This window comes from Bacillus sp. Je.9.29.b, assembly GCF_051129925.1.
GTDB lineage: Bacteria > Bacillota > Bacilli > Bacillales > Bacillaceae > Bacillus > Bacillus safensis.
Map to the genome: position 1 here is coordinate 174,003 of NZ_JBCPSO010000007.1, position 21,916 is coordinate 195,918.

Sequence of the window (21,916 nt, forward strand, 5' to 3'; positions counted from 1 at the left end):
TGAACCTCCTTTGATCAATATAAATTCACGTTCTAAAGAACTGGTAATTAAAATTATAGCGTAAATACAGCCATAGTGCATTGGTTTGAAACGATTTCAAGCAAACTGTATTTGTTTTAGGTTCTTTTGACCACAAAAATAATTTTATCAAAAATGATACTCATTGTATATTGTTTTGTTTTTCGTACATGCTTTTCTTAAAGGAGCTGATCAAATGAAACGAAAGATCGCCATCAGCTTAAGCCTATTCTGCACGATTTTAGGAGGAGCATTCTTGATTGACCGAAATGATCAAAAAAGGTGGCAGGCCGGGAGTGAATGGCCGCTGTTTTCTGAGCATCTTCTTCACATGAGCTATCAAGAAACCAAGCTGTATCCTTTTCAGCCCAGGGAATATTTACGAATTGTATTAGCTGATGAATAAGATCCTATAGGAGAAAAGAAATATAAAAAAGCATGGGCCCATGTGAGAGCCCATGCTTTTTATGTGTGGTAGTTTAACTAAACACTCTGAGTAAGATCGTTGCACAGATAACAGTTGCTGCTCCGCCAAGTCGTGTAGATACTTGTGCGAAAGGCATAAGACCCATTCTTCCAGAAGCTGAAAGAATCGCAACGTCGCCAGTACCGCCAAGTCCGCTGTGACAGCCAGTGACAATAGCAGATTCTACTGGATACATGTTCATTAGTTTTCCAACGAAGTAACCAGAACCAACCATTGCGAGTACAACAGCGATACATACGCATACGAATGGAATGGAGATGACAGTTGCTACATCATCAAGTGGAATGTATAGAATACCAAGACCAACCATTAGCGGCCATGTAAAGCTTTTAGATACAAACTTGTAGAACTGCTGTGAGCCGTTTTGAAGATGCTGAGGCATCACGTTTAAGTATTTGATTAAAGCAGCAAGAACAATCATTAAGATTGGACCTGGAATATGAACAAAGCTTTCTAACAGACCACCAAAGATGAAGGTTGTACAAGCAACGAGTACACCAGCACCCATTAACCCGAAATCAACTTTTGCATCCAAATCTGGCTGCTCGAAAATTTCGTTTGCTTCTTTAGATTTCACAAGACGGCCATTTCCGTTTAGTTCAGGACGTTTTTCACCAAGCTTCTTCAATGCGCCAGCACAGATAATGGCAATGACGTTCCCAATGACAGCCGCAGGAATTAATTGAGAAATTAATGACTCTGCTGATACATCAAGAATTTGTGAATAAGCGATAGATAATGGCAAAATCCCTTCTCCAACACCACCGGCAATAATCGGTACAATAATAAAGAAGAATGAATGATGCGGTGTGTAACCAACTAAAAGGCCAACAAGGATACCAGCACTCACAGCTGCAATTGTACCTGCAACGAGAGGAACAAACATACGAATAAGGCCTTGTACTAAAACAGTTCGCTGCATCCCAAGAATACTACCTACTACAAGAGCAGAGATATAGAAGTAAAGGAAGTTCGACGTTTTCATAAGAGACGTAACCGCTTCCAATGAGTTCGGATTCAGAACATTAAAAAAGACCAGGAACGATGGTACGAATAAAGAAAGAATCGCCGGTCCACCAATATCTTTTAAGATTGGAATACGTTGTCCTACATCTCCAAGGAAAATCCCCAAAATCATAATAACAGCGAAACCACCAAGCATATTTGCTGGAATTTTATTAAAATAAGCGGCAGTTAAAATAATCGCTGCAAGTACTAAATACACAGGTAGATCAATAACACCAATTTTCCAAGACATGATCTTACGGAAAACGCTTTTATTATTGTCAGAATCGTCTGTAATCGATTTCAATTGTTGTGCATTAGCCACATAAACACCCCCAAATGCTATTTGTCTCAATTGTAGAAGATTCAATGACACTCTTCTATTTATTAAACTAAAATAAGTGTAATAAAAGTAAAATAAACAGGAGTTTTTGAGTTTTTTATCATACAAAAATCCCCTGAAGGTAGTTTGTCCTTCAGGGGATTGATCATACATCGTATTTATCGTTTTCCTTTTAGATAAGGCGTACCAAGTGCTTTCGGTGCATCGGCACGTCCAATGAAGCCAGTAAGTGCTAAAATGGTGAGCACATATGGTGCTATGAGCATATACACATTCGGTATATCTTGGAACAGCGGCAGGAGAGAGCCAATGATGCTTAAACTTTGAGCAAATCCAAAGAATAAAGCAGCGCCCATTGCGCCAAATGGATGCCATTTACCGAATACAAGCGCAGCTAGTGCGATGAAGCCTTGTCCAGTAATGGTGGCATGTGAGAAATCAAGCGCGATCGTTGAGGCATAAACAGCTCCGCCAAGACCGCCAAACAGTCCACTAATGAAAACAGCGATGTAACGCATCCGGTACACTTTGATTCCCATTGTATCAGCTGCCATTGGATGCTCTCCGACTGCACGAAGACGAAGACCAAATGGCATTTTAAATAAAACAAACCAAGCAACAACCGCAAGAGCTAAGGCGAGTATAGACGTATAATAAACATCTTTAAAGAAAATATCACCAATGATCGGAATGTCACTTAAAAGGGGAATATCTCCTTTATAGAAAGGATCTGTAATTTTATCAGTTTGTGCTTTTCCATAAATCAGTTTGACGACAAACAATGTTGCGCCAAGTGCCAGCATGTTAATCGCCACACCACTGACCGTTTGATCAGCTCGGAAGGTAATGGTCGCCACTGCATGAATCAGTGAGAACAATCCGCCAACGGCCATTCCGACGAGAAGCCCAAGCCACGGGGTCAAGGCTCCAAACGTATCAGCAAAAAACAAGTTAAAGATAATACTGGAAAATGCTCCGACGACCATCAACCCTTCAAGACCGATATTGACAACACCTGATCTTTCTGAAAAGACGCCTCCAAGAGCGGTTAAAATAAGTGGTGCAGCATAAACAAGTGTAGCTGGGACGATGATTTCAAGTATTTGCAGAAATCCCACTTATTTTCCCCCCTTTTTCTTCATTTGTTGAATCACAAGACGGATAATATAGCTTGAGGCGACGAAAAGAATGATGATGGCAATGACAATATCAACAACCTCAGTCGGTACGCCTGATTCAAGCGGCATATTTAACGCACCGACCTTCAATCCACCAAGCAATAATGCAGCAAGGACAACACCAACAGCCGTATTTCCACCTAATAAAGCGACGGCAATTCCATCAAAACCTACGCCAGTAAACGAGCCTTTAATAGAGGCATATTCAAATGTACCAAGACCTTCCATAGCGCCTGCAAGACCTGCAAAAGCACCTGAAATGAGCATCGCATAAATAATATTGCGGCGAACGGTCATACCAGCATAATGTGATGCCTGCTGGTTCATTCCAACTGCTCGTAATTCAAACCCTTTAGACGTTTTTTGAATAATGATCCACATCACGACCGCAGCAATAATGGCAACAAAAATACCGTTATGCATTCGGGAAAAATCAGTGATCTGCTCAAAAAATCCAGAGCGGAGCGAGGCAGTGGCATCGATTTTATCTGTTTTATCTTTATTATCTGTTAAGACATTTGAGATTAAATAGTTTGTGACATGAAGGGCAATGTAGTTCATCATGATAGTAACGATGACCTCATGCACATAAAAACGAGCTTTTAAAAAACCAGGAATAAAGCCCCATAAAGCACCTGCAGCAGCTGCGGTGATGAGTGCAAGCGGCAGATGAATATACATAGGTGCATGGACTGTTGTTCCAATCCATACAGCAGCTACCCAGCCAACAAGCATTTGACCTTCTACACCGATATTAAACAGGCCTGTCCGAAATGCAAAGGCAACAGCAAGCCCTGATAAAATATAAGGTGTCACTTGCCTGATGGTTTCTCCCATATAATAGGTTTCACCGAAAACGCCATTCCAAAGGGCGCTATAGCCTTCGATGACACTATAACCGCTTGCCAGCATAATAATGGCCCCAACCAAAAGACCAAGTACAATGGCTATAAGCGGAATCAGCAGATTTGTTAAGCGATTAGACATTTGCTTCTTTCCCCACTTCCTGTTGCGTACTTCCAGCCATTAATAGACCAAGCTCTTGCTCTGTTGTTTCTTTTGGATCAACAATGGCGACAATGCTGCCTTCGAAAATAACAGCGATCTTATCACTGACATTGATAATTTCATCAAGCTCAAAGGAGATGAGCAAAACAGCTTTACCTGCGTCTCTTTGCTCGATTAGACGTTTATGAACAAATTCAATCGCACCAACATCAAGTCCTCGTGTCGGCTGAGCGGCAATTAATAAATCAGGATTGCGGTCAACTTCACGGCCGATAATGGCTTTTTGCTGGTTACCGCCTGACAGAGCGCGCGCTTCTGTATATTCACTTGGTGTTCTGACGTCATATTCCGCAATGATTCGTTTTGCTTTTTGATAAATATTTTTCATATTCAATAAGCCAAATTTTGAATAAGGACGCTGATAATACGTTTGTAAGGAAATGTTTTCTCCAATTGAAAAATCGAGTACAAGTCCATGTTTATGACGGTCCTGAGGAATATGTCCAATCCCAGATTCGGTCACTTTACGAGGCGGGAGATTTTGAATGGCTTTCCCGTTTAGCATGATTGTGCCAGATTCTGATTTTTTTAGACCGGTAATGGCTTCAATTAATTCAGACTGGCCATTGCCATCTACCCCAGCAATTCCGACAATTTCGCCAGCCTTCACTGAGAGGTTCAACTCTTTGACAGCTTCAATTCCTCTGGCGTCTTTTACTGTGAGGTCTTGAATTTGAAGAACTTCCTCAGCAGGAGAAGCAGCTTTTTTATCTGTTTTAAATGACACTTCACGGCCAACCATGAGGCTTGCAAGTTCGTCTTTATTTGTGCTTTCCACATCAAGTGTACGAATGCCTTGGCCTTTTCGGATAATGGTCACGCGATGACAGGCATCCATAATTTCTTTCAGCTTATGGGTGATTAAAATAATGGATTTGCCTTCATTGATTAAGTTTTTCATAATTTGTATGAGTTCTTTGATTTCTTGAGGTGTTAAAACGGCCGTTGGTTCGTCGAAGATCAAAATGTCAGCGCCGCGGTAAAGTGTTTTTAAGATTTCTGCACGCTGCTGCATGCCGACAGAGATGTCAGATACTTTTGCGGCAGGATCTATTTTCAAACCATAGCGGTCAGAAAGCTCTTGTACTTGCTGTATGGCTAGTTCTTTGTCAATCTTTCCAAACTTCTTGGGCTCTTTACCTAAAATGATGTTTTCAGCGACAGTGAAGGTATCGACAAGCATAAAGTGCTGATGCACCATTCCGATGCCTAAATCACTAGCATCATTTGGACTAGAGATGGTCACAGGTTTTCCGTGTACCTTGATTTCACCTTTTTCAGGCTGGTACAGTCCGAAAAGCACGTTCATGAGCGTTGATTTTCCAGCGCCGTTTTCACCAAGCAGCGCATGAATTTCGCCCTTTTTTAGCTGTAGCGTAATGTTGTCGTTTGCTACAATGCCAGGGAATTCTTTGCGTATATTCAACATTTCAATGACATAATCCACAGGTTTAACCGCTCCTTTTTTAGGGTGCTGATGAAGATAAAAACTAGCAAAAGAAAAGCTGCAAAACGAGGCTGCAGCTTTTCTTTTACCACCTTTTACGAATAAAGAGGAGGTAAAGGAGAGGCAAGGGGATAAGGCGCGCTTATCCCACTGCTCAAATTAAGCTTTAAAATCTTTTAGTTCATCACGTGTTGCAGGGATTTTCACTTCACCCTTGATGATTTTTTGTTTCCATTCTTCAACTTTCTTTAATACATCTTTATCAAGGTTTTCCTTAGATGGAGAGATGTCAAGAGCGCCTTCTTTCAGACCGTATGTGATCACTTCGCCGCCAGGGAACTTACCTTCTTTTGCTTTCGTTGTTAAGTCTTGTACCGCTGTGTCTACTTTCTTAACCATAGAAGTAAGGGTGACACTTTGTTTTGTTCCAGGTACTTTTCCTTCGTCATACTGGTCTTTATCTACACCGATAACCCAAACTTTACGGTTAGGATCTGCTTTTTTCAGGTTTTTCGCTTCCGTGAAGACACCAGTTCCAGTGCCGCCAGCAGCATGATAGATGATGTCGACGCCAGATTTGTACATGCTTTCAGCTGTTGCTTTCCCGATGTCAGCCTTATCGAATGCACCGGCATATTTCACTTCAACTTTTGCTTTCGGATTAGCTGCTTCAACACCTGCGCGGAAGCCAACTTCGAATTTTCTGACTAATTCAGAATCAACGCCGCCGACGAATCCAATTTTGTTTGATTTTGTAGAAAGAGCAGCCGCAACACCCACAAGGAATGATCCTTCGTTTTCGTTAAATACAATGCTGGCTACGTTGTCTTTTTTCACGACTGCATCAACGATCGCAAAGTGGTTTTTCTTACGTTGATCCGCAATTTCAGAAATAGCATCTTCCATTAAGAAACCAATTCCGTAAATCAGGTCGAATTTCTCACGAGCAAGTGTGTTTAAGTTTGTTGTATAGTCAGCATCTGATTTAGATTGTAAGTAATCAAAGCCGTTTTTACCTTTTTTTAGATTGTTGTCTTTCCCAAATGCTTGTAAACCTTCCCAAGCTGATTGGTTAAACGATTTGTCATCGACACCACCGACATCAGTTACCATTGCAACAGTGAATTGATCTTTATCTTTTTTGCTTTCACCGCTGTTTGAGCCAGAGTTGCCGCATGCTCCAAGGATGGTTCCTGCTGCTACGACTAAGGACAATGCTAGTCCAATTTTGCGCTTCTTCAAAACATAACCCCCTATAAAATTTAAAAGTTTCAGAAAAGTCTCACGAAAAAAGACCGATCTATCTCTTCTCACCCTTCTGAAGAGGGTATTTTATCCTGCTTTCTCATGAAACTTATGGAGGGCAGGAGAGAAGATGTAAGACATCAGACTTATATCTCGTTGAACTAATCAATCATAATTTATCATTTCCGATCGAATAAATAAATAGAAATTTGTTTTATTTTTAAAAAAATGTTAAATGGCTTTATTTGATGTCTTTTTATCTGCTGAAATATGATATAATGCCGCTTTTGTGATGTGCTCCGCTACAGCAGAACCACTGATATCAAGGGGTTTGTTACATCTTATGCCATAAAAAAACATCTGGCCTTTGTGAAAGGTCAGATGTAGTATTTTAAAGATATTGCTGAATCAAATTCATATTGCTCGTGTTCAGTTTATATTGGAAAACAGGACGTCCAATTGTCCCATATGCCATTTCAACATCCACCACTTCGATATCCTCAAGGAATTTCAAGTATTTTCTAATGGAGACTTGAGAGATTTCTGTATGATTGGCTAGGTCTTCGGTTGTGAAAGCCTGCTGGCCAAATGATTGAATGCTTGTCCAGATGAGTTTAAGTGTGCTTTTGGTCAGTCCTTTTGGCAAGAGGACTTTTTCCGCCTCTGCTTTTTTATGAAAAAGCTTCGCATCTAAATCATTTTGCGAAATGCTGTTCATGGATTGATACAGGGCGTGTTTCCGTTTATACTCTGCCAGTGCTGATTGGAATCGTTCGAACTCAAAAGGCTTAATTAAATAATCAACTGCTCCATTTCGCATCGTTTGCTGTACAACATCGACTTCATTTGCAGCCGAAATGACAATGACATCAACGGCATGATTTTGCTGGCGAATTTCTGTTAGTAATGCCAGTCCATTTTGTCCAGGCATATAAATATCGAGCAGTACGAGGTGAATGACTTCTGTTTTTAACACTTCAAGTGCCTGCTGAAAGGAGGTGGCAATCCCCTTTAACTCAAAGCCATCGATTTGGGTCAGGTAGCGTTTGTTCAGCTCCCCAACCATTGGATCATCTTCTACTATTAACACATTAATCATGTGAATCCTCCTTTTGTTTATACGGAATGCGGAGACTAAAGGTCGTTCCTTCTCCTTTTTCACTCGTGACAATCATATGTCCGTTCAATTTCTTAATGCTTTGGTCAACGAAGTAGAGTCCGAATCCTCGGTCTTCTCCTTTAGTTGAAAAGCCTTGATCAAACATGATGTCTTGTTCTTCTTTCGTGAGACCAACACCTGTGTCCGTGATTTCAATGTGAAGCTGCTCATGGACGTATCTGAAGGAGATCGAGATGTTTTTCGTGTCAGTATGTGAAACAGCATCGAGTGCGTTATTTAACAAGTTGCCAATCACGGTAATGAGATCATGCGTCACTGCCGGGTCCTCCGTATTTGGCACTTGTGTGCTGCAAATAACCTCCAAGGCAGCGCCTTGTTCCCTGATATAGCTTTGTTTTCCTAGTAAAAATCCTGCTAAAACAGAGTTTTTCACATGGTTGATGATTTCATTTGTTTCCGTTTGCTGATAGATCGCAATATCTTTGATATAGGTGCCAAGGTCATCGTAGTTTTTGAGCTGAACCAATCCTAAAATGACATGCAGCTTGTTCATAAATTCATGTGACTGGGCACGGAGCGCATTCGCATACATTTTGACCCCGCTAAGCTGCTCAGCCAGATGTTTCACTTCTGTTTTGTCACGGAAGGTGGCGATGGCTCCGACAATTTCACCTTTTACCGTAATTGGCACTTCATTAAAGACGAGCTCCAGTCCATTCATTCTCACGTCACGATCAAGCAGCGGCTTGCGTGTTTCAATGACCTGTTTTAAGCCGCTTGAAGGGAGGAGAGTTTGCACATCTTGTTCTCTAGGATCAACCATAATGCCCATATTATGAAAGAGCCGTTTTGCCTCTGCATTAGCCAGTTTGATTTTACCGTGCTGATCAACGGCCAGAATCCCTTCTTTTGTTGATTCTAGCATGGCACTTCGTTCTTTTAACAATGTGGCGATCTCATCCGGCTCAAGTCCAAACATAATCTTCTTCACTTTTCTTGCCACAATGAGTGCTCCGATGATGCCAGATAGAAGGCTGAGTGATGTGACGAAGTAGAGTGGAAGTAAGCTTTGATGAATAATCAAGTCAATTTCCTTTAACGTAATCCCTACGGCCACAGCCCCAAGCTGCTTTCCATTTTGATCATAAACAGGAACAAAAGCACGCATGGATCTGCCGAGTGTTCCAGAAGCCGTACTAATATGTTCTTTTCCCTGTAATGCTGCTTTTTCATCACCGCCGGCAAACCGCTTTCCAATTTTCTGCGGATTCGGGTGTGTTTTGCGGATACCGTTCATATCCATGACGACAACGAATTCGGTTTTGGTGATTTGCTGAACACTTGTTGTATATTTTCGTAATGCGGAATATGAATGATCTTCTAATGATTGTGCTGTGATCGGTGCCTCTGCGACCATTTTGGCAGTAGAAAGAGCAATGTCACGTTCCTGCTGATGGATGTTCTTGGCTGTTTCCGACCATATCGTAAAGAATGTGATACAAAGGGAGATCAGGACAACGATGCACACAAAGATCGTCAGCCGTGTTTGCAGTCTTAAAGTTTTTTTCACGAGTATACCCCTAACGCACGATTTTTTCGTAACAGTAATACTTTAACGGGAAAATGTAAGTTTGTGAAGGAATGTACGTGCAAAATCATAAATTTGATTTTGCTGTCAGTTTACTTTGAAAGCATCTTGTCAATCCGTTTTAAGTGAGCCATAATAAATGTGAGCTTATGAGAAAGGATCTATTTATGAAAAATACATATTTGACTGGATATTTTCCGCTGATTTCAATTTTACTATTCAGCTCTGCTTTTTCGATTTTCACAGTAGGTATCACGACTGATTTCTTGACTCAAGCAGGCATTTTAAAAGGAATGCTTGAATTTTTCTCTGAACAGGGCATTCGTCTTGCTCTCTTTGCTGCTTTTGCACTTGTTTATTTTATGATCTTATCTGCCTTAAAACTGATTGCAGATACGGTATTAGAGCTGGCGTTGCTCTTTTTCGCTAAGGACCCTGAAGGGGAGAACTTAAAGAAAATTCGGATTGCATCCGTTGTTTATTTATTTGCCAGCTTGCTTGCATTTCTGTTGACGCAGCAGCTCATTCTGCTAGTCGGACTTTTTGCATTAGCAAGTCTTGTCTATTTTATCTGGGTTGTGGTTCGCATTTATCAATCGCTTTCTATGCTGAATTTGATTGGATTTATGATGTTTATTCTGCTGTTTTGGGCGACGTTTTTGATCGGTATTTTGTACTTATTTATTAAGCTTTATAACAGTGTGATGGCCAGTCTGCCTTCATAAGCAGACAAAGAAAGCATCCTCCAATGATGGAGGATGCTTTTTTTTATGAAAGAAACCGCTTTTGAATATCGGGTGTAGGCATCATACAAGATGTTTTTTGACCAAACCATTTGTAGCGATTTTTTGCCATCAGCTGATAAAACCAATCACGGATTGGGCGAGGTATGGCAAGGAGTAAAAAGCTCCATCTGTAGATTCCTTTTAAATGCCGCGCGGCTTTTAAGATGCCTGTTGATTTCGTATAAAGGGTCCCTTTTTCGATATAAATGAATGAATTGAACTCATCTAAAGGCAAACCGTTTTCCTTTAAAATACGCTGTCCTGTATCTGATTGTAAGGAAGCGAACATCATCCGTTCATTCGGATCGCGCTTAATCACAAACTGAACAGCGCCGCTGCACACGTTGCAGACACCGTCAAATAAGATTAAATGGGGGGGATGTGTTGAATGCATCGCAATCAAACCTCCTGTTTATCTGGCGTATTGCATCGTATTTTTCCAAATACGTAAGTGCGGGCTTGAATGATAAATCGATTCTACCGTTCCTCTATCTCTTCCAACCCAGACACCCATTGTGTACTGATCTGTCAGTCCCACAAACCAAATATCTTTGTAATCATTGGACGTCCCTGTTTTACCACCGATGTAAGGGGCGTTGAAATTCGCTTTTTTCCCTGTCCCACTTTTCACAACGGAGGTAAGCAGCTTACGCATCGTTTCATTTGTACGCTGAGAATATACTTGCTTTGGCGACTCTTTCCACTTGTAAAGGGTCTTACCGTTTAAGTCTGTCACTTTTGTGATCGAATGACTTTGTGTGTAGGCTCCTTGGTTGCCAAAGACCGTATATGCATCTGTTATTTCTAGCGGTGAGAAACCTTTCGTAAATCCGCCAAGTGCAGAAGGAAGACGGTAATCTTCCGCTACAATATGTTCGAATGAGAACTTCTCTAAATAGCTGAAGCCTTTTTTGACACCCACTGTATCCAGCATTCGGATCGCAGGGGTATTGTAAGAATGTTTAAAGGCTGTTTCAAGTGTGACTGTTCCATACGTTTTATGATTATAGTTTTGCGGACAGTATCCGCTGCTGCAAAACTTGCCGGCACTGATGGTGCTTGAAGCCGTTGCGCCGGTTTGATCAATATAAGGCGCATAGTCTAAAAGCGGCTTAATCGCAGAACCAGGCTGTCTTTGCGCTTGATAAGCGTAGTTAAAATCAAATTTCTTATAGTTTTTCCCGCCAGCAAGTGCAACAATTTGATGCGTTTCATGATTAATGACGGCTGATCCGCCTTCCACACCTTGGTAAGGCAATTGAGCATTAAGCTGATAGACGGCTCTTTGCTGTAAGGAAGGATCAAGCGCCGTATAAATTTTCACACCATCCTGGAGCAGGGCACTGACCTTTTCAGATAATTCCTTTTGAATCGCCTTTTTCGCTTCAGCTGTTTTGGCTTTCTTCAATCGTTTTGTAAAGCCCTCCTGATCAGACACAAGATCGGTAAACTCTTCATTGGCATATGTCACATAGTCAGGGTATAGGTTTTTCTTTTCACTTAAAGAAAGGCTGATTTTTTCTTTGACGGCTTTTTTGTATTGCTTTTTGGTGATGACGCCATCTTTCTTCAAGATACCAAGCAGTCGTTCTTGGCGTTTCTTTGTGTGCTTGAACTGTTTTAATGGGTCATACAGTGTTGGGTTGTTTGGAATAGCAGAGATAAATGCCATTTGTGCCAGTGTTAAAGAACTAAGCGGCTTATCAAAATAGTAATTAGCCGCTGAACCGACACCGTAAACACCATTACTGAAATAAATCGTATTTAAATAGCTTTCGAGAATTTCATCCTTCGAGAATTTCCGCTCAAGTTCATAGGAATAGAGCAGCTCCGTAAACTTTCGGCTGAACGAACGTTCATGGCTTAAATATAAGTTGCGGGACAGCTGCTGTGTGATCGTACTCGCTCCTTGGCTGATGCCATGGTTTTTGACATTTGCAGCAAGGGCACGAACAACCCCCATAAAGTCAATTCCCTTATGGTCATAAAAGTTGCGGTCCTCTGAACGAAGGAACAGCTCCTTCACAGGTTCAGGAATGTTATTGTATTTCACGAACACTCGGTTCTCATCGTTTGAGACGATCTCGGAGATAAGAGAACCATCCCGGTCATACATATAACTGTTTTGGGAAAAATCTATCTTTTCCAGCTTGATTTTTTGATCAAGCACTTCGTTAACAGGCTTTACACTTGCAGCTTCTTCCTTTGATAGATAAAAAGTCAGAGCAAATAATGGGATGAGGGCAGCAAGTAATAACCAACCAATGATTGCACGAAACATGAGGTCACTCACTTTCTTCAATTTTCTAGCCATATCGTACCATTCTTTTGCGGATACGAGAAGGTTATTTTTAGAAAAGAAAGGGCGTGAAGTCTAGTGAATAAGGCTTTTCCGCAAGAAAAAAGAGTATCTGAAGATGATCAGACACTCCTTTCCTTTGTTTTCGCATGCGAGCGGACAGCCCATAAAAATAACGCGCCAAACAGAAAAATGCCGGCAGTGACATAAAAGACAGCTGGAATCCCGTAATGACTCGCCACAATGCCGCCGATTACCGGACCGACGACATTCCCAAGAAAGCGGAAGCTGACATTGTATCCGAGCACTTCCCCTTGCATAGAAGCAGGTGCTTTAATCCGGATATACGCCGTCGTACACGGAATAATTCCGCCAAGTGCCATCCCGTATAGGAAACGGAAAATGACTAACATGACGTACGAATCCGCCATCGCTTGCGGGATAAATAAAATAGAGGAGAGGATGAGAAGGGCAAGCAGCACCTTGTCGTGACCAATTCGATCTCCGAGATCTCCCCATTTTCGCGTAAACAGCAAATTGCCAAGTCCAGTTGCAGAAAAAGCAAGCCCCGCATAAAAAGCGAGATTGACAGGACCATGTAAATCATGAATGTATAAAGCCAAAAGCGGCTGAATGCTAAAGTTCCCTACTTGTGTAATAAACGTTAAAAGCATCGTGACCACAAGCAAAGGCTGTTTGAAAATGTGAAAGAGTACATCCTTCCGTGAGTAAGAAACACGCTTTGCTTCTTTTGATCGGATCGGATGTTCTTTCACTCCGAAGATAATTACAATAGCTGACACATAAATGACAGCCGCTGTGAGGAAAAACGTATAAATAAATCCGACGCTGTCTGCCATGAATCCACCCATTAATGGACCAAACAATCCTCCGGCAACATTACTCATTTGCATCGTGCCAAGGGTTTTACCGGCAGTTGCCTTTTCGGTCTGTGCAGAAATCAGTGCCATTGAAGTCGAGATAAAGCCTGTGACAAGCCCCATGAAGAGCCTTAGTGCAAATAGCTGATACACGGTGTGCACAAGCCCCATTAATAGAATACTTGTGGCGATGCCAATTCCGTTAATTAATAAAATCTTTTTATAGCCATGCCGGTCGCCAATCCGCCCCCAAATCGGAGAAATCAGGAAGGCTGTTAAAAACGTGACCCCAAAGACATAGCCGCTCCATCTTTGAACAAATTCATTTGAATAGCTGCTATCAAGAGATTCTATGTAAAGTGATAAAAAAGGGACGATCATTGTAATGCTCGCAGATACAAAAAAGTTCACAAACCACATGATGTACAAGTTTTTCTTCCTGTTTGTGATAGAGATCACCTTCTTTATTTATTTCGTGTTCCTTAATAATTATAAAGGAAAATAAACGATCTTTCATCAGATGAATAGGTTGGGCATAGTGAATCTGCATTATTTTCACGAAAATGAAGTGATTTCAAGGTCCGTCTTAATATAATGGTATGAGAATGAAAAGCTGACGAAAAAGTGAGGTGAAACTGGTGGAACAGAAGACGGTGCTTGTGGTCGATTTTGAATTTACGATGCCTGATGGAAAATATCATCCACAAAACTTTTTTCCTGAAATTATTGAAGCTGGGGCAGTGAAAGCAGCAGATGAAACGATCATAGACACATTCTCTAGCTACGTCAAACCGAAAAAGTTCCCGAAGCTGACGAAGCGCTGTAAATCTTTCCTCGGAATTACGCAGGAGGATGTAGAGAGCGGAATTTCATTTGAGGAATTTATCGAGAAGCTCGTGTCACTTGATGGGGGAGAGAATTGTGAAATTATTACGTGGGGCAATATGGACATGAAGGTATTGAAGCAAAATTGTATGCTCAATCACATTGCCTTTCCTTTTAAGGGGAAGCTGAGGGACCTGGCCTTTGAATATAAAACCTTTTTTGGTGACCGCACACTGACAGGGCTTCGAAAAGCAGCAAAGGAATACGGCAGTGAAGGGGCTGGTAAGCATCATAAAGCACTCGATGATGCCATGACGACTTATCAGCTGTTCACCCTTTTTGAAAAAGACAGAGCCTATGTGGAAAATCCGCAAACAACCAAAATTGGTGAGCTGATCGATTTCTCACATTTTTTTGATTCGGCTGATTAGCGGACGTCTTCTGGAAAATAATCTTTCTCAAGAGAAGATAGGCACGCTCTTGATTTTTCAGCCCATTTAGAATTATCCGCACGGAGTGCTTGTTTCAATTTATCTACAGCTTCTTTCAGTGACTCTTCATAATCAGGGATATCGCCATCATAAGGCTTCACCATATGATGAGGGATATTTGTCTGTTCTCTATAGGCCAAAGCCCGCCTCTCTTGGAAAAAAGGCACGTCTGCTTCTTTTGGATGATGCAGGTCGCCTTGAGTGGGATGTGTCAGAACGGCTTTTACTTGAACGAGATAGGTCGATGGTTTCACTGCTGTCACTTCCCCAAAGTATACACCTGTTTTATAAAAACCTTTCACAACTTGTCCAATTTGAATGTCGGTCATGTGAAATTCCTCCATTTCCTTCTCATAGGAAGGTATTTCATTTCTTTTAGCCAATATAGTGAAGTAAACGAGCAAAAGGGGGAATGGCGAGATGTCATTCATCGTACTTTTTCTACTATATTTTCCTGAAGATAAAAGGGAGTACATCCCAGCGGCTATCACCACGGTGATTTTCTTTATTGCTGCGTTTATTTGTTTTCGTCTCTTCGTTCGTGCGTCTAAGAAGCAGGAGCGGATAGATGAAAAAAGAACAAAAAAAATGGATTAATCATTTTCTTCTTGTATCTTCAGGAAATTTCACGGTGACGGTTGTTCCAGACTGCAGCGAGCTTTTGAAACGAATCGTTCCATGGTGATTTTCAATAATTGAAAAAGTCACTGTCAGCCCAAGTCCAGTCCCTTTATTTTTCAAGGTGTAATAGGGTTCGCCAAGTTTTTTCATTTGGCTTTCTGTCATACCTACACCGTTATCAACGAAATAAAGGCAGATTTTATGATTTTCTTTTGAAGCAAAAAGTTCAATTTTCCCTTCATGTTCAGGAGCCGCTTCTATCGCATTTTTGATTAAATTAATCATGACTTGCTTGATCTTCGTTACGTCACCTTGAATGTATAAGTCAGGTTCAATGGATTGATGAATCGTGACCGATTTAAAATTCGCATAGGATGTCATCAGTGATGCACATTCCTCAAGTAATTTAGAGAGATTAAGAGATTCAATTTGATAATAGTTTTGTTTTGCAATGTCAAGATAGCTCGTGATAATGTCCTGCGCCCGGTCTAACTCGGACAGAACGAGATTTTTATAATCTTTATTGGCAGGTGGCTCTTTTGTATGATCACTCGAAAAGAGCAATTGAATAAAGCCTCTCACAACTGTCAGCGGATTGCGCACTTCATGGGCAACACTTGCAGCAAGTTCACTTACAATGGTCAGTTTTTCTGACTGGACAAGCTGTGATCTCATTTCCGCATTTTCCTTAACGAATTCAATGGAATAGATACTGAGCACAAGAAAGAATATGTAGTAAAGAGTTGAGAAAAATAACTCAAGGAGCTTTTGCTGCATAATAAAAGCTGGGCTGTATGCCATTAAGCTGACCGCAAGCAGTCCAATGTAAATAAAGAATCCTTTGGATAAACCGATAAGCACTCCGTAAAACAGCTTATTTAGCTTCGAATATTGATGCCATTTTCGGTAGAACAGGAATGGGATAAAAAAGTAAATTGGGACAACGATGAGTCCAATCCATAAGAAAGAGCCGTACATCACGAATTTGACAATGATGCTTATCAAGATGGCAACGATCCCCGCCATATATCCTCCGTATAAAATAGCAAGTACAAGGGGAATGGATTGAAGCCCAGTCTGCAAATCTAAAATCGAACCAACTGGATACATAATACATAGTGCTGAAGAGATGGATGCGAATACTGTGATGAGCAGTTTATTCGTTTTTGGGAAATGAGCAGGGGTCCGGCTTAACCATAGCGCATGATATAAAAAGATTGGAAATAGAATAAAAGATACATGGAGCAGAAAATCCTTGAACATTTCCATTTAAATGCTCTCCTCGTAAATAATTGTAATTCCTCTCATTATATCATTTCATGTACAAAGTAGATATGATAAAAGGAGGGTTTTTTTCTTTAAAAAGAACACCCGTTAGGATGTTCTCAGATTGTTGACAAAGGGCTAAAATGATGTTGATTTTAGCCCTTTGTCTTCTTTTCAACGTGATAGAAAACCTTTGAAGTCTAGGAAGGACGAGTACTGGCGCGGAGCGAATTTGACATTCGTGAGCACCAGCACGCAGGACTGACAAAGAATGCGAGGGTTTGTCTACACGCTGAGAACACCCGTTAGGATGTTCTTTCTATCGTATAGGTCTTATTCAGCTGATAGCGTGAACGCTTGGTGGAGACGTTTCAGTCCTTCTCTGACTGTTGCAGCAGGACAGCCGAGATTCATCCGAATAAAGCCGTCTCCTTCGGGTCCGTACACGTGACCAAGCTCTAGGATCACTTTCCCTTTTTTCAGCAGATTCCGTTTCAATTCCGCTTGACTGAATTGATAATCCCGAATGTCCAGCCACAATAAATAAGAAGCATCTGGTTTCATATAACGCATATTTGGAAGATTTTCGTCGATATAGTCCATCGCCGTCTTCATATTGCCTTCGAGATAAAGAACAAGGGCATCGAGCCACTCATCCCCGTGGCGGTATGCTGCTTCCATCGCTGGAATTGCAAAGGCATTCAGTTTGGACAGTCCGTTTCTTTGCACTTCATTATTGAAAAGGGTTCTTTTTTCTTCATCTGAAATGATAATAGCAGATGCCTGGAGCCCCGCTAGATTAAAGGTTTTACTCGGCGCAATACAAGTTACCGTGATATGTGCAATGTCGTCAGAAAGGCTGGCGAAGGGCACATGCTGCTTCCCATAAAGCATCAAATCCGAGTGAATCTCATCTGAAACGACTGTGACTCCATGCTTTACACATAGGTCTCCGACTCGCTTTAATTCCTCTTTTGACCATGCTCTTCCGGACGGATTATGCGGATGGCAAAAGAACATGAGCTTTGCTTGTGGTCTGCTCAGTTTTTTCTCTAAATCATCAAAATCCATCATATAGCGGTTGTTTTCTATTTTTAAAGGATTGGTTGAGACTGTACGTCCATTTCGTTCAATCATTTGATAAAAAGGTGTATACACTGGTGACTGTATAACTACTTCGTCGTGCGGTGCTGTAAAGGCTTGAACAGCAAAACTAAGTGCCGTTACAATTCCTGGTGTGAAGGTGACGGCATCTGTCTGGATTGTCCATCCATGTCTTCTTTTGAGCCAGCCAGCGACTGCCTGCTGCGTATCCTGATCCTGAAATGCATAGCCAAATACACCGTGATCTAATCGCTCTTTCAATGCATCAAGGACGACCTGCGGGGCTTTAAAATCCATATCAGCCACCCACATCGGGAGGGCATCTGTTGTCAGGAACAAAGACTCTGCTTGATCCCATTTCACTGATTTTGAACCTTTACGTATGATTTGTTCGTCGAAATTCATGAAACCCACCTCTAGCTGTTTTTCAACCATTCTTGGTTGTGCTAAAATAAACATCACAAAATTTATTATAAGCGGTGATACCGATGAAAGATAGTCAAGCTGTAGAAGAGATGATTCAATTTATTAAGGCATGGGACCCTTTTCATTATGGAGAGGATTTTTATGAAACGGAGCCTGCTGACGTCATCAGTGCATTATACGACGCAGAAGACCCGTTATCTTTAGCAAAAGAGATTCAAGCCATCTACCATCACTCATTTGAACAGCTCCTTCCGATAGAGAGCTGTCAGCATACAGCGAATCAGCTTTTTGTCATACGAGACAGCAGCTCCTGTTCACGCTAAGACAGGCTGAAATGTCCGATTTGATCAGACACAAAGACCGGATTTTCCTCAGGAATGAGGTGCCCGGTTTTTTTTAATGCATGTAAGGTCGAATTAGGCAGATCTTTGTGCAGTCTTTCGCCTATTTGAATGGGAACAATTCGATCTTCCTCGCCCCAAATGAGCAGCACGGGTGTTTCCATTTTCTTTAAAACGTCCGAGGTTAAATCTCCTTCCCGGTGCCGAATCAAACGAAATATCCCCCGAAAGATTTGATCATCTGAAAACGGCTTTAAATAGCCGTCGACCATCTCTTGATCAATGATGGAATGATCATGCACAACGGCTGTTAAATTTTTCATAATGCCCTGCTTTAAAAGCTTTCTTTTTAGATACAGATAAAAATAAGGAATATAAGTGCTGTAAACAAGTGATCTTTTTGACTTATTCAAATAGCCTGAGCTGCACAATAGAACCGCCTTTTCAAATAGGTCCGGCCGCTCAGATGCAGCGTATAAGGCGATCTGTCCACCCATTGAATGACCCACTAGAATCGCATGCTGAATCTGTAAATAACCAGCTAGCTCTATAATAATTTTTCCCATGTTGCGATAGCTGTAAATAAACGTATTCGACTTCTCGGACTGTCCAAATGGCGGCAGATCAATCGCAATTAAATTGAAGTCCTGTTTCAGAAGCGGGATGAGCTTTCGATAGCTGAAGGTAGAAGAGAAGAGACCGTGAATTAAGATCAATGTCTTCTTGCCTTCATTTGGATAGTACTCGTAATAGATATCTAAACCGAATGTACTTTTCATATAAGCTGGCTGAACAATGTCCACATTCTTCACTCCGATACTAGATACTCTCTCTGTTAGGTGACTGTATTGTACCCTAAAAAGTGGATTTTAAGCTATCATTAGAATCTTTTCCCTGCTTAGCATAATGGGAAAAACGTGCTATAATGTTCAGAAGATTTTTTAAAACTAGCTTTTATAATCTGAGGTGTAAAATCAAATGAAACTAACAGAAAAAGAAACTGAAATATTAGAGATTTTAGATGAAAACAGCCGCGCCGATTTAAATACAATTGCAAAAATGGCAGGCGTGACAACAGAAGAAGCCGAAGCCATCATTCAAAAACTTGAAGATCAAAAAGTCATTATTGATTATTCAACCATGATTGACTGGCGAAAAGTGGATGGTCATGAAGGCGTTACAGCAATGATTGATGTAAAAGTGACACCAAAAAGAGGCGTCGGATTCGATGAAATTGCTGAACGGATTTATCGGTTTCAGGAAGTGGAGTCTGTCTATCTCATGTCAGGTGTTTACGATCTTTCCGTTGTGATCCGCGGAAGATCAATGTCTGATATTGCCCGCTTCGTATCTGAAAAATTATCGACACTTGATTCCGTTGTTTCAACAACTACCCACTTTATTTTGAAAAGATATAAACATGATGGGAAAGTGTTTGAAACAGGAGACGATGACAAAAGAATCGTGGTGTCTCCTTAAATGAAAAAGTCTTATTTATCTGAAACGGTACAAAGCATTCAGCCGTCAGGTATTCGGAAATTCTTTGATTTGGCTGCCACAATGGAGGGGGTTATCTCCCTTGGTGTCGGCGAGCCAGATTTCGTGACAGCTTGGAATGTCAGAGAGGCAAGTATTATGTCATTAGAACAAGGGCTGACCTCTTATACGGCGAATGCAGGTTTAATTTCTTTGCGAAAAGAACTGAGCCACTATTTATATAAGCGGTTTCACATTAACTACAGTCCAGAAGAAGAACTCATTATCACAGTTGGCGGAAGCCAGGCACTTGATTTGGCCTTTCGTGCGATTTTAAACAGCGGGGATGAAGTGATCATTCCAGAGCCTTGTTTCGTAGCATACGGGGCACTTACGACACTTGCAGGCGGAGTGCCTGTCTATTTAAGTACATCCGCTGAAAAAGATTTCAAAGCAGATTCTGCGGATCTTCGCACGAAGCTGACGCCGAAGACAAAAGCGATTTTGCTTTGCTCACCGTCAAATCCAACTGGGTCTGTTTATTCAAAGGAAGAGCTTGAAGATATTGCTCAATTTGCGAAAGAGCATGACCTGCTCATTATTACGGATGAAATTTATGCAGAGCTGACGTACGATGAAGCTTTTACAAGCGTCGCGGCTATTCAAGATATGAAGGAAAGAACGATCTTGATTTCAGGCTTTTCTAAAGGGTTTGCCATGACGGGCTGGCGTTTAGGATATGTGGCAGCACCACCTGTATTGCGGGATGCCATGCTGAAAATACATCAATATTCTATGATGTGCGCACCGGCGATGGCACAATATGCGGCAGAAGAAGCATTAAAAAATGGGCTTGAAGATGTAGAGAAAATGAAGAAAAGCTACAGAAGGCGCCGTAATTTGTTTGTCGGCTCCTTAAATGAACTAGGACTCACATGCCACCAGCCAAACGGAGCGTTTTACGCATTCCCATCGATTAAAAGCACAGGCATGACGTCAGAACAATTTGCTGAGGAGCTGCTCCTAAGTGAAAAAGTGGCTGTTGTTCCTGGGAATGTATTCGGACCGAGCGGTGAGGGTCATATCCGCTGTTCATATGCTTCGTCACTTGATCATCTTCAGGAATCACTTTCAAGAATTCAGCGCTTTTTGCAGGCTCGACAAGTGAAGGAAGAAGCATCAGCCATTTTAAAATAAAAAAAAGGCATCAATCCAAATGGACTCATGCCTCACAAATTAGGGGGGAATACTAGAAAGCATTCTTGTTTTCAGGTATTCCCCCTTTTCTTCTCATCTAAACCCATTTAAAAAATATTTTGCGTAACTGCCCGTTCTATGATATAGTTTTTAATTGCGTATAAACGAATATTAAAACATTTATTTAGGAGTTGTTATCATGGCGACAAAGTTTGAAGTAGGCAGTGTTTACACTGGTAAAGTAACAGGATTACAAGCGTATGGTGCGTTTGTTGCATTAGATGAAGAAACTCAAGGACTTGTGCATATTTCTGAAGTAACACATGGCTTTGTAAAAGACATCAACGAGCACCTTTCAATTGGTGACGAAGTACAAGTAAAAGTTCTTTCTGTTGATGAAAATGCAGGTAAAATCAGCCTTTCTATCCGTGCGACACAAGATGCACCTGAAAGAAAAGAAAGCAAACCAAAGAAACAAAGACCACAGCAAGTGAAAGAAGAAGCTGCTGCACCACAAGGTTTCAATACGCTTAAAGATAAACTTGAAGAGTGGATTGAGCAATCAAACCGTAAAGACCTTATCAAGAAATAATAAAAAAGCACCGCTTCAAACGGTGCCTTAGATTGTTGACAAAGGGCTAAAATGATCTTTATTTTAGCCCTTTGTCTTCTTTTTCGGCGTGATAGAAAACCTTTGAAGTCTAG

At 41.2% G+C, this 21,916-nt stretch carries 22 protein-coding genes; 8 read left to right on the top strand and 14 right to left on the bottom strand.

Features of this window, described 5'->3' with window-relative positions:
• Nucleotides 1–214: 214 nt before the first annotated feature.
• A complete protein-coding gene (locus tag AAZR19_RS15465; RefSeq protein WP_024423313.1) occupies nt 215–424 on the top strand; it encodes a hypothetical protein in 210 nt (69 codons plus the stop codon).
• 73 nt (nt 425–497) lie between these two features.
• On the opposite strand, the gene AAZR19_RS15470 is transcribed toward AAZR19_RS15465, so the two are convergent.
• From AAZR19_RS15470 to malK, 7 genes are all read right to left on the bottom strand, one after another.
• On the bottom strand, nt 498–1,835 hold the full coding sequence (locus AAZR19_RS15470; protein ID WP_024423312.1) for a 2-hydroxycarboxylate transporter family protein: 1,338 nt from the start codon (nt 1,833–1,835) through the stop codon (nt 498–500).
• Between the two features lie 176 nt (nt 1,836–2,011).
• Nucleotides 2,012–2,971, bottom strand: coding sequence for an ABC transporter permease (locus AAZR19_RS15475; protein WP_434703680.1), 960 nt, complete (start codon nt 2,969–2,971; stop codon nt 2,012–2,014).
• Nucleotides 2,972–4,018 (bottom strand): ABC transporter permease, encoded by a 1,047-nt coding sequence (locus AAZR19_RS15480; protein WP_075621898.1) that lies wholly within the window; start codon nt 4,016–4,018, stop codon nt 2,972–2,974.
• Entirely contained in the window at nt 4,011–5,546 is a 1,536-nt protein-coding gene (locus AAZR19_RS15485; RefSeq protein ID WP_087976197.1) for an ABC transporter ATP-binding protein, read from the bottom strand. The genes AAZR19_RS15480 and AAZR19_RS15485 overlap by 8 nt, the downstream gene beginning before the upstream one ends.
• A 159-nt stretch (nt 5,547–5,705) precedes the next feature.
• Entirely contained in the window at nt 5,706–6,788 is a 1,083-nt protein-coding gene (locus AAZR19_RS15490) for a BMP family lipoprotein (protein ID WP_024425935.1), read from the bottom strand.
• Nucleotides 6,789–7,182: 394 nt separating this feature from the next.
• Complete coding sequence (locus tag AAZR19_RS15495) at nt 7,183–7,890, bottom strand: response regulator (RefSeq protein WP_024423307.1); 708 nt, start codon at nt 7,888–7,890, stop codon at nt 7,183–7,185.
• On the bottom strand, nt 7,883–9,481 hold the full coding sequence (gene malK / locus AAZR19_RS15500; RefSeq protein WP_024423306.1) for a malate sensor histidine kinase MalK: 1,599 nt from the start codon (nt 9,479–9,481) through the stop codon (nt 7,883–7,885). Before malK ends, AAZR19_RS15495 begins: the two co-directional genes overlap by 8 nt.
• A gap of 185 nt (nt 9,482–9,666) precedes the next feature.
• On the opposite strand from malK, the gene AAZR19_RS15505 reads away from it, so the two are divergent.
• A complete protein-coding gene (locus tag AAZR19_RS15505; RefSeq protein ID WP_024423305.1) occupies nt 9,667–10,224 on the top strand; it encodes a YufK family protein in 558 nt (185 codons plus the stop codon).
• A gap of 43 nt (nt 10,225–10,267) precedes the next feature.
• Here the strand turns inward: AAZR19_RS15505 and AAZR19_RS15510 are convergent, their stop codons facing one another.
• The 3 genes from AAZR19_RS15510 to AAZR19_RS15520 all read right to left on the bottom strand — a co-directional run bounded on the left by AAZR19_RS15510 (nt 10,268) and on the right by AAZR19_RS15520 (nt 13,884).
• Nucleotides 10,268–10,678 carry a thiol-disulfide oxidoreductase DCC family protein gene (locus AAZR19_RS15510; protein WP_024425932.1) on the bottom strand — a complete coding sequence of 137 codons (411 nt, stop codon included), beginning with the start codon at nt 10,676–10,678 and terminating at the stop codon, nt 10,268–10,270.
• Between the two features lie 18 nt (nt 10,679–10,696).
• The gene (locus AAZR19_RS15515) at nt 10,697–12,598 is read right to left on the bottom strand and encodes a transglycosylase domain-containing protein (protein ID WP_434703684.1); all 1,902 of its coding nucleotides are present in this window, start codon (nt 12,596–12,598) and stop codon (nt 10,697–10,699) included.
• A 107-nt stretch (nt 12,599–12,705) separates the two neighbouring features.
• Nucleotides 12,706–13,884 (bottom strand): MFS transporter, encoded by a 1,179-nt coding sequence (locus tag AAZR19_RS15520; protein WP_335371637.1) that lies wholly within the window; start codon nt 13,882–13,884, stop codon nt 12,706–12,708.
• 218 nt (nt 13,885–14,102) lie between these two features.
• Between AAZR19_RS15520 and kapD the strand changes: the two genes are divergently transcribed.
• On the top strand, nt 14,103–14,720 hold the full coding sequence (gene kapD, locus AAZR19_RS15525) for a 3'-5' exonuclease KapD (protein WP_041107621.1): 618 nt from the start codon (nt 14,103–14,105) through the stop codon (nt 14,718–14,720).
• Here kapD and AAZR19_RS15530 read toward each other — a convergent pair.
• Nucleotides 14,717–15,109: a kinase-associated lipoprotein B gene (locus AAZR19_RS15530; protein WP_326349956.1), complete on the bottom strand. Its 393-nt coding sequence runs from the start codon at nt 15,107–15,109 to the stop codon at nt 14,717–14,719. The genes kapD and AAZR19_RS15530 overlap by 4 nt on opposite strands.
• Nucleotides 15,110–15,200: 91 nt before the next feature.
• Here AAZR19_RS15530 and AAZR19_RS15535 point away from each other — a divergent pair, with 91 nt between their 5' ends.
• Nucleotides 15,201–15,377: a hypothetical protein gene (locus tag AAZR19_RS15535; RefSeq protein ID WP_226015518.1), complete on the top strand. Its 177-nt coding sequence runs from the start codon at nt 15,201–15,203 to the stop codon at nt 15,375–15,377.
• Here the strand turns inward: AAZR19_RS15535 and AAZR19_RS15540 are convergent, their stop codons facing one another.
• Entirely contained in the window at nt 15,378–16,670 is a 1,293-nt protein-coding gene (locus AAZR19_RS15540) for a sensor histidine kinase (protein WP_041107619.1), read from the bottom strand.
• Between the two features lie 330 nt (nt 16,671–17,000).
• On the bottom strand, nt 17,001–18,176 hold the full coding sequence (locus tag AAZR19_RS15545; RefSeq protein WP_434703687.1) for a MalY/PatB family protein: 1,176 nt from the start codon (nt 18,174–18,176) through the stop codon (nt 17,001–17,003).
• An 83-nt stretch (nt 18,177–18,259) separates the two neighbouring features.
• On the opposite strand from AAZR19_RS15545, the gene AAZR19_RS15550 reads away from it, so the two are divergent.
• Nucleotides 18,260–18,520, top strand: a complete 261-nt coding sequence (locus tag AAZR19_RS15550; protein WP_041107617.1) for a YugE family protein — start codon at nt 18,260–18,262, stop codon at nt 18,518–18,520.
• On the opposite strand, the gene AAZR19_RS15555 is transcribed toward AAZR19_RS15550, so the two are convergent.
• On the bottom strand, nt 18,517–19,341 hold the full coding sequence (locus AAZR19_RS15555) for an alpha/beta fold hydrolase (protein ID WP_041088502.1): 825 nt from the start codon (nt 19,339–19,341) through the stop codon (nt 18,517–18,519). The genes AAZR19_RS15550 and AAZR19_RS15555 overlap by 4 nt on opposite strands.
• A gap of 175 nt (nt 19,342–19,516) precedes the next feature.
• On the opposite strand from AAZR19_RS15555, the gene AAZR19_RS15560 reads away from it, so the two are divergent.
• From AAZR19_RS15560 to yugI, 3 genes are all read left to right on the top strand, one after another.
• Complete coding sequence (locus AAZR19_RS15560) at nt 19,517–20,017, top strand: Lrp/AsnC family transcriptional regulator (RefSeq protein WP_003213765.1); 501 nt, start codon at nt 19,517–19,519, stop codon at nt 20,015–20,017.
• The gene (locus tag AAZR19_RS15565; RefSeq protein WP_041107615.1) at nt 20,018–21,211 is read left to right on the top strand and encodes an aminotransferase; all 1,194 of its coding nucleotides are present in this window, start codon (nt 20,018–20,020) and stop codon (nt 21,209–21,211) included.
• A 199-nt stretch (nt 21,212–21,410) separates the two neighbouring features.
• Nucleotides 21,411–21,803 (top strand): S1 domain-containing post-transcriptional regulator GSP13, encoded by a 393-nt coding sequence (gene yugI, locus AAZR19_RS15570; protein ID WP_007500519.1) that lies wholly within the window; start codon nt 21,411–21,413, stop codon nt 21,801–21,803.
• Nucleotides 21,804–21,916: the final 113 nt, after the last annotated feature.